At 58.8% G+C, this 12,235-nt stretch carries 9 protein-coding genes and 1 pseudogene; 2 read left to right on the top strand and 8 right to left on the bottom strand.

What is annotated here, in order from left to right; translation table 11 throughout:
• The first annotated feature begins 9 nt into the window (after positions 1-9).
• Positions 10-858, top strand: coding sequence for an efflux RND transporter periplasmic adaptor subunit (locus AB4O41_RS12100; protein ID WP_460147873.1), 849 nt, complete (start codon positions 10-12; stop codon positions 856-858).
• A 128-nt stretch (positions 859-986) separates the two neighbouring features.
• Here AB4O41_RS12100 and AB4O41_RS12095 read toward each other — a convergent pair whose 3' ends face one another.
• From AB4O41_RS12095 to AB4O41_RS12085, 3 genes are all read right to left on the bottom strand, one after another.
• Complete coding sequence (locus AB4O41_RS12095) at positions 987-1,385, bottom strand: DUF4440 domain-containing protein (RefSeq protein WP_460147872.1); 399 nt, start codon at positions 1,383-1,385, stop codon at positions 987-989.
• Positions 1,386-1,545: 160 nt separating this feature from the next.
• Positions 1,546-2,370, bottom strand: a complete 825-nt coding sequence (locus tag AB4O41_RS12090; RefSeq protein WP_201061884.1) for an SDR family oxidoreductase — start codon at positions 2,368-2,370, stop codon at positions 1,546-1,548.
• 29 nt (positions 2,371-2,399) lie between these two features.
• Complete coding sequence (locus AB4O41_RS12085; RefSeq protein ID WP_460147871.1) at positions 2,400-2,864, bottom strand: multidrug transporter; 465 nt, start codon at positions 2,862-2,864, stop codon at positions 2,400-2,402.
• 178 nt (positions 2,865-3,042) lie between these two features.
• On the opposite strand from AB4O41_RS12085, the pseudogene AB4O41_RS12080 reads away from it, so the two are divergent.
• Positions 3,043-5,749: pseudogene (locus tag AB4O41_RS12080) on the top strand (RHS repeat domain-containing protein).
• Positions 5,750-5,824: 75 nt separating this feature from the next.
• Here the strand turns inward: AB4O41_RS12080 and AB4O41_RS12075 are convergent.
• From AB4O41_RS12075 to AB4O41_RS12055, 5 genes are all read right to left on the bottom strand, one after another.
• A complete protein-coding gene (locus AB4O41_RS12075) occupies positions 5,825-7,276 on the bottom strand; it encodes a mannose-1-phosphate guanylyltransferase/mannose-6-phosphate isomerase (RefSeq protein WP_460147870.1) in 1,452 nt (483 codons plus the stop codon).
• A gap of 209 nt (positions 7,277-7,485) precedes the next feature.
• The gene (locus tag AB4O41_RS12070) at positions 7,486-8,139 is read right to left on the bottom strand and encodes an alginate O-acetyltransferase AlgF (RefSeq protein ID WP_367374248.1); all 654 of its coding nucleotides are present in this window, start codon (positions 8,137-8,139) and stop codon (positions 7,486-7,488) included.
• 14 nt (positions 8,140-8,153) lie between these two features.
• On the bottom strand, positions 8,154-9,329 hold the full coding sequence (locus tag AB4O41_RS12065) for an alginate O-acetyltransferase (RefSeq protein WP_460147869.1): 1,176 nt from the start codon (positions 9,327-9,329) through the stop codon (positions 8,154-8,156).
• An 11-nt stretch (positions 9,330-9,340) separates the two neighbouring features.
• Positions 9,341-10,906 (bottom strand): MBOAT family O-acyltransferase, encoded by a 1,566-nt coding sequence (locus AB4O41_RS12060; protein ID WP_460147868.1) that lies wholly within the window; start codon positions 10,904-10,906, stop codon positions 9,341-9,343.
• 192 nt (positions 10,907-11,098) lie between these two features.
• Positions 11,099-12,232, bottom strand: coding sequence for a mannuronate-specific alginate lyase (locus AB4O41_RS12055; protein ID WP_460147867.1), 1,134 nt, complete (start codon positions 12,230-12,232; stop codon positions 11,099-11,101).
• Between the last annotated feature and the right edge of the window lie 3 nt (positions 12,233-12,235).

Below are 12,235 nucleotides of genomic sequence, written 5' to 3'. Positions count from 1 at the left end.
AACACCGTGATGAAAAAGCTTTTCAGCCTGCTCGCTACCCTGTTGGTGTTGGCCCTTGCCCTGTGGATCGGCCGTACCCTGTGGGTGCATTACATGAACACGCCCTGGACCCGCGACGGCCGGGTGCGCGCCGACATCATCAACGTCGCCGCCGACGTTACCGGTGAAGTGGTGGACGTGCCGGTGCGCGACAACCAGCTAGTGAAGAAGGGCGATTTGCTGATGCGCATCGACCCCGAGCATTACCGCATCGCGGTGAAACAGGCGCAGTCGCTGGTGGCTTCGCGCAAAGCCACGTGGGAGATGCGCAAGGTCAATGCCCATCGCCGCGCCGACCTCGACAACCTGGTGATCTCCAGGGAAAACCGCGACGACGCCACCAACATCGCCGACTCGGCCCAGGCCGATTACCAGCACGCCCAAGCGCAATTGGACGCCGCCGAGCTGAACCTCAAACGCACCGAAGTGCGCGCGGCGGTGGACGGCTATGTCACTAACCTCAACGTCCATCGTGGTGACTACGCGCGCGTCGGCGAAGCGAAAATGGCGGTGGTCGACATGAACTCGTTCTGGGTTTATGGCTTCTTCGAAGAAACCAAATTGCCCCATGTGCGCGTGGGCGATAAAGCCGACATGCAACTGATGAGCGGCGAAGTGCTCAAGGGCCATGTGGAAAGCATTTCTCGTGGCATCTATGACCGCGACAACCCGCAAAGCCGCGAGCTGATCGCCGACGTGAACCCGACCTTCAACTGGGTGCGCCTGGCGCAGCGGGTACCGGTGCGGATTCACATTGATGAAGTGCCAGAGGGCGTGCTGTTGGCGGCGGGGATTACGTGCACGGTGGTTGTTAACTAACCGTTAGGCCGAGTCGCGCCCATCGCGAGCAGGCTCGCTCCCACATTGATCGAATTCGGACGCTGACTCGGTGAACGACGAAAATCCCCTGTGGGAGCGAGCCTGCTCGCGATGGGCACAACTCAGGTTCACTCCTTGCAAAACGTCTCATGCAAATGCCGCCAAACCAACTTGCCATCGGCCTGTTTCTCAAACACCACCGTGGATCGTCGATCGGAATGCAGCCCGGCCGCATCAGTCTGCTGCTCGCGGTAACTCACCACTGCGCCACCGTCGTATAGCGCGACACCTCGCAACTCGCTGAGCTCAATCCTGAACCCGAGTTTTTTCCCGCCCGCCAGCAGAAACAATTCATTCAACGCCTCGAAATCCAGCACCCGGCCTAACGGCGAGATCATGGAGAACTGTGGCGAAAAACGCGTCAGCAATTGCTCAAGCTCGGACTCGTCTCGCTCCTCGGCCAACCATTGTTCGATGGCTATGTGGGCCTGGATCACTTCGTCAAAGTATTCGGTGTAGTCAGTCATGTTGTTTCCTGAAATTTTGCAGCGTTTGTCCTGACGTCTTCGCGGGCAAGCCCGCTCCCACAGAGATCTTTGGTGTGAATGCTATCTATGCTACCCAGTAGAACCTTGTGGGAGCGGCGGTGCGACGATTCGACTTGCCCGCGATGATGTCGACTCAGTCTTAGAGTTGCCCCTTCAACCCGAACCGCTTCATCAACCCCGACTCCAACAACCCCTTGGGCAACAACCCCGCCATCAACGGCAACGCCCGGCTGCCATTACCCAAACGCACCAGACGCGGCGGTTTATTCTGCTGCACGGCCTTCAATAAACCAGCGGCAAATTCACTGGCCGGCGTCGGCTTGTCCTGAGACGCCTTGGCCCGCGCACGAATACCTTCGCGCAGCGGCCACCACGGCGATTGTTCGGTGATCAGTTGCTCAGCTTCGTTGCCCGCATTTTTCGCGAAGCTGGACGCGATAGCCCCCGGCTGAACTTCCATGACCCGCACACCGAAGGGTGCCAATTCCATGCGCAACGCATCGCTCAAGGCATGCACCGCAGCTTTCGAGGCGCAGTAGGCGCCGGCAAACGGCGTGACCAAAACCCCGGAAACGCTGCCGATGTTCACTACCAGGCCCCTGGCGCGACGCAGCACCGGGAACATCGCGCGAGTGACGCCGACGATCGCAAACACGTTGGTTTCGAATTGCCGCTGCATGGCCGGCACACCGCCATCGAGCAGGGGGCCCATCGCACCATAACCGGCATTGTTGATCAGCACATCGAGGCCGCCGCGCTGCTGATTGATCCGCTCACTCAGCTGTTCGAGGGCCGGGCCATCGTTCACGTCCAGTTGCACGGCGGTGAAACCGGCAGCGGTTAGAGCGGCTACGTCTTCAGCCTTGCGTGCGCTGGCCCAGACTTCGTAACCGGCACTTTTGAAAGCGTCGGCGAGGGCGCGGCCAATGCCGCTGGAGCAACCGGTAATCAACGCAACGGGCATAGCGCGGTCCTTGTGCAAAAAAAGGAGGATCAGTCGGAGAAACTACCCTGCAAACGCTCGGCGCGAAACTCCAGGGTTTGCGGGCGATAACCGGGGCGCAGGGGCGGCATTGGCAAGCAGTCTTCCCAATTGCCGCCGGCCTGCAATTCACCGGGGCCGCGATAACGCGGCGCGGCGTATTGATTGTCAGCCAGATTGACCGTATCGCCCGGTGCATAAGCGGCGACGCGCCAGCGCAGTTCGGTCAACGGCACGTCATTGCCGTTGTTCATCGTCAGTTTCAAGGGGCGATCCGCCGGGCAGTGCTCCGGGGCATAGACGATGCGCAGCTCAAGGCGCGCCAGTTGCTTGACCTCGCGGTTGTCCAGCCAGAACACCCACGTCGCCACCAGACCCAATCCGACAGCGGCGGCCATGGAAACCGGTACGGCCTTGGTTGGGTAGCGCAGCAGCAGGATCAGCCAGGTGATGACCAGCAGGACGCCGATGAACATGTGTGAACGCTCCTTGAACTCATGAGCACCATCCTACCGAAGGGGCGCGGGAATGGACATTCGGTGATCAAGGCAATTTACCGCTGGTCGGTACTGTAATTTCTGACAGTAGTCCGTAGTGCGCTCGATACGTTAGAAGACATTGGTCAACAGGGCTGTATTTCGGCGGGCGATGGCAATGGAAATGCACCACAAAACACCAAAACTGACGATCGTCGATCCGCGCGGCTTGACGATCCGTTCGGTCGATTATGGGCGCACCGTCGAAAACGTCCCTGCTGAGGCACGCATCAACCGCATCGCTTACGATGCCGCAGGGCGTGCGGTTCAACAGTGGGATCCGAGGCTTTGGGCGCTGTCACAAGAAGAGCCGCTGACACCCGCCAATCTCGCGACAGCGTTTTCGTTGTCGGGCAACACGCTGTTCACAGACAGTGTCGATGCCGGTTGGCAGCTCAACCTGCCAGGTCTGGGTCATGAAATTTTATCGGGATGGGACAGCCGCGGCACGCGACGTGAGGTTGAATATGACGACCTGCTTCGTCCCGTAGCGGTGTTCGAGCAGGGCACAACTGAGCCGCGAAGGTCCGTTGAACGCATGACCTATGGCGGTCCCGATCAGGGTGACCAGAATCAATGCGGGCAGTTGACCCGTCATGACGATCCCGCCGGGACGGTGTTGTTCGAGGCATTTTCGATCACCGGCCAATGCGTGAAGCAAGTTCGTCACTTCACGCTGGACCCTGTAGCCCCTGACTGGCCGGAGTTGGAAGCCGATCGCCAGCGGCTGCTTGAGCCGGGGGAGGGGGGCTGTCTCGACATGGAGTTTCGGCCCGCTGGGTGATGTGCTGGAACAGGTCGATGCCAAGGGAAATAGTCAGGCCTTCAGCCTTACCCTTGACGGTCGCTTGCGTGAGGCGCGTTTGCAACTTCAGGGACTGACTACCTGGCAGGCGCTGGTCAGCGATATCCAGTACAACGCCGAGGGACAAATTGCACACGAAACCGCCGGTAATGCTGCGAAAACAACCCTCCGTTACCGCCCTGAAGACGGCTTATTGATGGAGCGTCGGTCACAGGATGCCTGTGCGCGGATGTTGCGGCATCTGATCTACGACTATGACCGCATGGGCAACGTTCTCAGCATCGAGGACAAGGCGCTGCCGGTGCGTTACTTCGCCAACCAGCGTGTCGATCCGGTCAGTCGCTTTAGCTACGACAGCCTCTATCAGTTGATCGAGGCTTCTGGCTGGGAGGCGGGCGGTCCCAATCAAGGGCCGGAGTCGGTCGGCCGCACTGATCCGTCGGCGGTCAGCAACTACCGGCAGACCTACCGCTATGACGCGGGCGGCAATCTGTTGAAGCTGACCCACGTTGGTGCACAAAGCCCGGGGCATGACCTGAAGGCCGCCCGGTACAGCAATCGCTGTCTGCCCTGGCGCAACGGCGTGCCACCCACCGAAGAAGAAATCGCCGCCGCATTCGACGCCAGGGGTAATTTGCTGGAGCTGGATCAGGGCCGCTTTCTGACGTGGGATCTGCGTAATCAGTTGCAGTCGGTCAGCCCGGTGGAGCGCGTCTCCGGGCTCAATGATCGGGAGTCCTACATCTACGATGGCGGTGGCCAGCGAGTGCGTAAAATTCGCTCGCTGAATACCAATGCCCGCACCGTGGTGGCTGAAGTGCGTTACTTGCCGGGGCTGGAACTGCACACCGATAACGGCACTGGGGAAGTACTGCAGGTGATCACCGCTCAGGCGGGCCTCAACATCGTTCGGGTGTTGCGTTGGGAGAGCGATCCGCCACCGGGGGTGCCCAAGGATCAATACCGTTACAACCTCGTCGATCATCTCAACTCCTGCACCGTGGAACTGACCGCCGATGCGCAAATCATCAGCCGGGAAATCTACTATCCCTTCGGCGAGACAGCCTGGTTTGCCACGGACGTGATTGACGTCGACTATAAAACCATTCGTTACTCGGGCAAGGAGCGGGATGCAACAGGGTTTTATTACTACGGTTTTCGGTACTACATACCGTGGTTGCAGCGTTGGACCAACCCGGACCCGGCGGGACTTGTGGACGGACTGAATTACTACGCGATGGTAGAGAACAACCCTGTTACTTTTGTCGATGTTGACGGGTATGCCAAAGGGGAAAGTGGCGCTGCACCTGCGGAAAACGAAGCAAATAAAAGCTCGGTAAAAAAAATGGCTTCTATTTTCGGAGCACATAGCATTGCTCCCGAAATCGTAGCAAAGCCGAAAGTTAACGCCTTGGCTCCTATCAACAGACCTGCCCCGCCTTTGGTGGTTGGCAAGCGTTTGCCCGAAGCGGTGAGAGGAGCAGAAAGTACAAATGGAATTAATGCGGAAAAAAGAAACGAGAACGTAATGTCGGGGGGGAATGACCTATCCACCAGCGACGTTTCTATAGGCTTCAAAAGCGCGACCGTAACGAAAAATAGAAGGGATGTTGTTGTGCAACGAATGGTGGTGACTTTTCACAGAAAATTTGATTTGGTCGAAGGAAAGGACCTGCCTAAATGGCCAGACGGTCATGAGATAGTTCCCAGTCAAGACTGGATTAACAAAGACGGCATTGAAGAGTATGAAAAATTTAATGCCTTGGAAGGTGCCGAACGTGAGCAAGCTATTGCTGCAATTAAAGCCAAAGATCCAGCAGCGCTCAAAATCGGCTTGGGCGTTCCGATTTTTGCACAAAACAGTGAGACAAAAATAATCACCCTTCAGGATGGGCACCATCGCTTCATCGCCGCAGCAAGAAGCGGTAAAACAGTCGAGTTGGATAGTTCACGGGGACCCACTTCAATTCTGAAGTGGAAGGATCTGAAGTTTAGTGGCAAAAAGCCGCTGAAGGTTTGACACATAAAAAACGCCCAACCCACTGCGGATAGGGACGCAGCGGGCTGGACGGGGGCTTCTTGTTTTACCGGTCAATCACTGCGCGATGGTTTTCACCGACACGCCGCGTTCGATCGGGGTAGAGCGACCGTAGATATCTTCGAACCGCTCGATATCGTCTTCACCCAGATAGCTGCCCGATTGCACTTCGATGATCTCGAGTGGAATCTTGCCCGGGTTGCGCAGACGGTGAACCGAGGCGATCGGGATGTAGGTCGACTGGTTTTCAGTCAGCAGGAACACGTTTTCGTCGCAGGTCACTTCAGCGGTGCCGCTGACCACGATCCAGTGTTCGGCGCGGTGGTGGTGCATTTGCAGCGACAGGCACGCGCCCGGCTTGACCGAGATGCGCTTGACCTGGAAGCGGCCGCCCATGTCCACCGAGTCGTAGGAGCCCCACGGACGATAGACTTCGCAGTGGGTCTGGGTTTCGCTGCGGCCCTGTTCGTTGAGGGTGTTGACCATCTGTTTGACGCCTTGGACCTTGTCCTTGTGGGCGATCATCATGGCGTCCTTGGTTTCGACCACCACGATGTTTTCCAGGCCAATCACCGACACCAGTTTGCCGTTGCCGTGGATCATGCAGTTTTTGCTGTCCTGGATGACCACGTCGCCTTTGGTGACGTTACCGTTGGCGTCTTTTGCATTGACTTCCCACAGTGACGACCAGCAACCGACATCGCTCCAACCGGCAGTCAGCGGCACGACGCAGGCGCGCTGGGTTTTTTCCATCACCGAGTAATCGATGGAATTGTCCGGGCAGCAAGCGAAGGTGGCGGCGTCGATGTCGACGGTGTCGGCATCCTGCGCGCTACGTTCCAGCGTCAGTACGCAGGTGTCGTAGATGTCCGGATCGTGTTTTTTCAGCTCTTCGAGGAAGCGGCTGGCACGGAACAGGAACATACCGCTGTTCCAGAAGTAACCACCGGACTGGACGAATTCGGTGGCGCGTTTCACATCGGGTTTTTCGACGAAGTGCGAGACACGGCTGACGCCTTCCGGCAACAACGCATCGTTGGTGGATTTGATGTAGCCGTAACCGGTTTCCGGTTTGGTCGCCGGCACGCCGAACAGCACCATCTCGCCACGCTCGGCCGCCACGGTGGCCAGGGCCAGGGCGCGTTGCAGGGCTTTCTGGTCTTCCAGCACGTGGTCGGCCGGCAGCACCAGCATCAACTCGTCGCGACCTTCATTGACCAGCATCATCGCGGTCAGGGCCACTGCTGGCGAGGTGTTGCGACCGAAGGGTTCCATCAGCACGCGCTGCACGTCCAGGTTACGGGCGCTCAACTGCTCGTTGACGATGAAACGGTGTTCCTTGTTGCAGACCACGATCGGAGTGTCCATGCCTTCGAACACCAGGCGTTCCAGGGTTTGCTGGAACAGCGTTTGTTCGCCGGTCAGGGCGAGGAATTGCTTGGGGAATTGCTTACGCGAAAGCGGCCAAAGACGTGAGCCGCTACCACCTGACAAGATCACCGGAATCATGTTGTTACTCCTTTAAAATCGAATGGGTCAGAGCTACTGCGTTCTGTCGTTTCACTCTTGTTTTTGTTCCGTGTCCGAATCGACGCCTCGGTCCTCTGTGGGAGCTGGCTTGCCTGCGATGGCATCACCTCGGTGTATCTGTTGCACCGAGTCGTCTGCATCGCGGGCAAGCCCGCTCCCACAGGGGGAGCGTCAATTCAGAGAATTAATCAGCGCGTCGAAACCGGGCGCTTGACCCACACTGGCGACAGGCTGCTGCCGCTGCCGGTGACGTACAGCACCGCCGCTTCGCCTCGTTCCAGGGCAACCGGCTTCACGTCGCCGACTTTGGTGGCGCCGTCGTACAGTGCCAGGCTGACTTTCACCGGGTTGATTTCACGCTCGCCACGGCCCTTGGCCGCCACGGATGGGACCACTTCGGTCTTGCCGTCGGCGGTTTTCAGGGTCAGGGCCTTGTCGCTGAGGTTCTGTACGCGAACCAGGGATTTCTGCTTGTTCTTGAACGGCGGCTCTTCGATCAGTTGTGGCGCGCCGCTGGCGTTGTTGACCAGGGTGTAATAGTGGTCGCCGGCCAATTTCACCGGCAGGCTCTGGCTACCGACCTTGGCGCTGTAATCGCCGCCCGGCATGAAGCTGAAGTCGGTGCTGGACAGCGGCGCGACTTCGCTCAGGTTGGTGGTGCCAACGGTGGCGCTGACTTCAGCGTTACCGGCGTTGTAGACACGCACGAAGCTGGAGCCTTTCGGTGCGGTCGGGCCGTAGAGTGCGGCGTCGCCAGCGAAGGCGGACATCGACAACACGCTCATGCCAGCGACGAGAGCAAAGGTCTTGGCGAGACGGCGAGGAGTAGTAGTGAAAGTCATGGTGTACCTCTCTTTCAGTTTTGCGCCCGGTCGGGCGTCTCGGATTTAGTGTTTGCAGCTACGTTTTGTTGGCGTGCGCCGGCTTGTTTAAGCTCTGCGACCCACTGCGGGTCGGCGTCACCGATTTCGTTGTTCACAGGCAGATATCGTTCAGGGAACTCCCAGATCAGCACTTGTGGCGGGCTGTTCTTGAAAGCATCGCTTTTCAGGTAGCTGAGCATCGGCAGAATCGGGCCGTGGCCGTCTTCGGCGTAATTGACCACGTCGCTGTGCAGCGCTTCTTTCAGCGCACCGACGAAGTTCCAGTTCGGGTTGGCGCTGTAGCTGGTGCCGATCAGGGCCACTGGCACTTCAGTGTTGGCGAACAGGGCGTCATCACCGGCAGGCTGATCTTGTGCAGCCACGGTGTTGCGCTTCTGCAAAGGCTCTTGCGCGGGCATCAGGTTTTCGAACAGCGGGTCCAGCGGCAGGAACAACCGCAGATCACCCTTGTGCGTCACCTTCTCCGCAGGTTCGGTGACGAAGTTTTGCGGTTCGCCGCTGAGCGGAGCCTTGTCGGCAATGGTTTTGGCCAGAGTCTCGGCGGCGATTTGCGCGCCTTCCGGGGTCCAGTGGGTGTCGGTGCGCAGGAACACTTGTTGACCGTCTTGCTTGGCCTTTTGCAGCGGGCCGAGCAGGTCAGGGGCGAGGATCTTGTCGGCCGCCACACGAGCGTGGAAGTCCTTGTACAGATTGGCGTGGATACTCGCCGGCTTCACTTCACCCAGATGTTCCGGGTACAGACGGGTCTTGGCCGGGACAATTGCCATCACCAGTTGCACGCCTTGTTTTTTCAGGGTCTGGCGCACGCCTTCGACCAGCGCGTAGTTGCCTTGCAGGTTCAACTCTTCGTTGACGATCGGGTGGAACTCTTCATCGCTGTAGAGCCACTGATCGCGACCGAGCACTACGCCCGGACGACCTTCGTTGAACAGTTTGAAATCCAGCGCGGCCCAAAGATTGGTGCCCAGGCGCTTGATCGGGAACTCGTCGTCGTAGTGCGTCTCGACGGCTTTGGTCCAGCGACCGTTGAGCACGGTCGCCTCGGCGTTGGTACTGAAGCCGAAGAAGCTGCGTACCGACCACACGCCCAGAACCAGCAAGGTCACCAGGAACAGGGCGATGTAGAAGATGCGTAATGAGCGGGTCATAGTCAGATCCCTCAGAACTGGAAGTAAAGGAACGGCGAGAAGCTTTGCGCCGAGAGTTTGAGAATCGAGGCGATGAACAGCAGCAGTACCAGGGCGCGCATCACGTAACGGGACCAATCAGCGGTCCAGTAGGCCGGTTGCACAGTCGCTTCAACGCCGACGGTGTAACCCGGTTCGTGGATGCTGGCCGGGTTTTCACCCGGTACGGCTTTGATCATTCCAGGCGTAGCCGCGGCAGGGCCATCGGCCTCGACGTTGACGGCAGGCTTGGTCTTGACCGGCGGCCGGTTGGCGTAGAAATCACGGATGCCGAAGAACGCCAGAGTGATGTACGCCACCACCAGGGTTGCCACTTGCAGACCGGTGAGGCTGGCCTGGTTGAGTTCCGACAGCGACCATTCGCCGAAGCTGAACATCGCGCCATACATGCGACCGGCAACGTGCAGGTTTTCCGAGCGGAAGATCACCCAACCCATGACAACAAGCAGGAAGGTCAGCGCCCAACGGATCGGGTTGATGCTGCGCGGCGAGGTGTTCAGGCCGAGGGCTTTTTCGATCGCCAGCCACATGCCATGCCAGGCACCCCAGACGATGTAGGTGATGTTCGCGCCGTGCCACAGACCACCGAGCAGCATGGTCAGGAACAGGTTGCGATAAGTCATCAGCGTGCCTTTACGGTTACCGCCGAGGGTGATGTACAGATAGTCACGCAACCAAGTCGACAGGCTGATGTGCCAGCGACGCCAGAACTCGGTGATCGACTGGCTGATGTACGGCTGTTTGAAGTTTTCCATGAAACGGAAACCCATCATCAAGCCCAGACCAATCGCCATATCGCTGTAGCCGGAGAAGTCGAAGTACAGCTGCGCGGTGTAGGCCAGGGCGCCGAGCCAGGCGTCGCCCGTGGTCGGGTTCTGCAAGGCGAAGCAATGATCGGCCACGACCGCCAGGGTGTCGGCGATGAAGACCTTCTTGATGAAGCCCTGCATGAACCGCGTGGCACCTTCGGAGAACTTGTCGAGGGTGTGGGTGCGGTTGTTGAACTGGTCGGCCAGGTCACGGAAACGCAACACGGGGCCCGCGATCAGGTGCGGGAAGATCGCCACGAATGCGGCAAAGTCGATCAGGTTGCGGGTCGCCGGGGTATCACCGCGGTAGACGTCGATGATGTAGCTGATGGACTCGAAGATGTAGAACGAGATCCCGATCGGCAACAGCACATGGGTCAGGATGAACGGCGACAGACCGACCGAGGTCATCATCGCGTTGATGCTGTCCACGCCGAAGTTGGCGTACTTGAAGTAGCCGAGGATGCACAGATCCACCGCGACGCCGAGGAGCAGCCAGCGTTGGGCCGGTTTGGTCCGAACGCCTGCGGCGCCAACTTTCAGGCCGATCCAGTAGTTCCACAGCGTGACGGCTGCGAACAGTGCAAGGAAGTCCACACGCCACCAGGCGTAGAACACGTAGCTGGCGATCAGCAGCAGCAAGTTGCGATAGCGTATTCCGCTCAAGTAGTACATGCCGAGGAAGATCGGCAAGAACAGAAACAGGAACACGTTGGATGAAAATACCATCCCGATCTCTCCATGTTTAACCAACAGTCAAGGGCCAACGGCCCCCCCAAACCCCCCACGAAAATCTGGAGAGTTACGATCGTTCCCACGCTCTGCGTGGGAATGCCTCACTGGACGCTCTGCGTCCGCTTCGGCATGTGACGCGGAGCGTCACGGGCTGCATTCCCACGCGGAGCGTGGGAACGATCAACCCTAAGAGCCTTTGTTGCCTTTCTCGCTGGCCGGGTCGTAGACCTTGGTCAAATCCCCGCCGAGGCGGAAGGTCTTGAACGGCTGCATTTTGTGTTTCTGCGCCAGCACATCCGGCGTGCAGGTGTAGAGCGAGCAGAACGGTTCGAGCCAGGCGAATTTCGAGTCGACCTTGAGATCGGTCATGTCCTGATCCTTGCCGTTCTTCTCCTCGAATTCATCCGGGTCTTTCACCCCCGCGAGCACGCGATCGCCCAGGCGTTTCAAGGCGCCGTTGTTTTCCTGGCGCAAATCGACACCGTTGACCTGAGCGAAACTGGCGATCATCGCCAGTGGCGGCAGGGCATAGTTGTGATAGGCGAGGGCGCGTTGCTGGCGCTTGAGTTCGTTGGGCAGGAAGCCTTGGGCGTCGACTTGATTGACGCCGACCTTGTATTCCTTGACGGCCCAATCGAACAGGTCGCGACGGTTGGTGGCGACCGACGTGGCCATTACCGACCAGGCTGCCCAGTACGAGTGGTTGTTGGTTTGTTCGAGCGGCAGGTTGTCCCAATCGCTGACCACCTGATCAGCCATTTTGCTGAACCAGGCTTCAATCACTTGCGCTTCTTCCTGGTGGGTAGCCAGCGGATGCGAGTCAGAGAATTTCAAGCGAACATAGGACGAAGCCATGCTGCCCAATGCCCATTTGCGCATGGACTTGCCGGTGTGGTTGAAGTCCTTGGACATCAACGCGTCGGCCTTGGCCCAGGCAGTCAACCAGTTGAGGGTGCATTCCAGTTGTTCCGGGCGACCGTCACGCATGAACTGCATCACCCGCTTGCTGGTGCCGCGCTCGATCTTGGTGATGTCGGCGGTGGTCTCGCGGAAAGCTTTTTCCGAAGCCTCGTTCAGGGTCGAACGGGCCTTGTCGGAACCTTCGTATTTGCTGCGAAATTGCAGGGCACCGGTGTAGGGCGTCGGCATCGCGTCGCAGCCTTCGCTCTTGTCGCCGGTTTTGACTTTTTCAATTGGCGCGAAGTAACCCTGGGGCGGGCGCAGTGGCGCGGCGGCCTGGGTGGCGCCGGCGAACATCGCCAGCGTCAGCAGGGAGGGCGCGAGTAACTTTTTCAGCGTTCGGGTTTGCATGCAGTTCATAAG

The organism is Pseudomonas sp. S2_A02 (genome assembly GCF_054668495.1).
Note: the sequence above shows the minus strand (reverse complement) of the source record. Positions and strands in the feature narration are given on the sequence as shown.

Bases quoted from the DNA above. Each gene is read 5' to 3' on its own strand.
- AB4O41_RS12100 (WP_460147873.1), top strand. From the start codon at position 10: ATGAAAAAGCTTTTCAGCCTGCTCGCTACCCTGTTGGTGTTGGCCCTT.
- AB4O41_RS12095 (WP_460147872.1), bottom strand. From the start codon at position 1,385: ATGACTGACTACACCGAATACTTTGACGAAGTGATCCAGGCCCACATA.
- AB4O41_RS12090 (WP_201061884.1), bottom strand. From the start codon at position 2,370: ATGCCCGTTGCGTTGATTACCGGTTGCTCCAGCGGCATTGGCCGCGCC.
- AB4O41_RS12085 (WP_460147871.1), bottom strand. From the start codon at position 2,864: ATGTTCATCGGCGTCCTGCTGGTCATCACCTGGCTGATCCTGCTGCTG.
- AB4O41_RS12075 (WP_460147870.1), bottom strand. From the start codon at position 7,276: ATGATTCCGGTGATCTTGTCAGGTGGTAGCGGCTCACGTCTTTGGCCG.
- AB4O41_RS12070 (WP_367374248.1), bottom strand. From the start codon at position 8,139: ATGACTTTCACTACTACTCCTCGCCGTCTCGCCAAGACCTTTGCTCTC.
- AB4O41_RS12065 (WP_460147869.1), bottom strand. From the start codon at position 9,329: ATGACCCGCTCATTACGCATCTTCTACATCGCCCTGTTCCTGGTGACC.
- AB4O41_RS12060 (WP_460147868.1), bottom strand. From the start codon at position 10,906: ATGGTATTTTCATCCAACGTGTTCCTGTTTCTGTTCTTGCCGATCTTC.
- AB4O41_RS12055 (WP_460147867.1), bottom strand. From the start codon at position 12,232: ATGAACTGCATGCAAACCCGAACGCTGAAAAAGTTACTCGCGCCCTCC.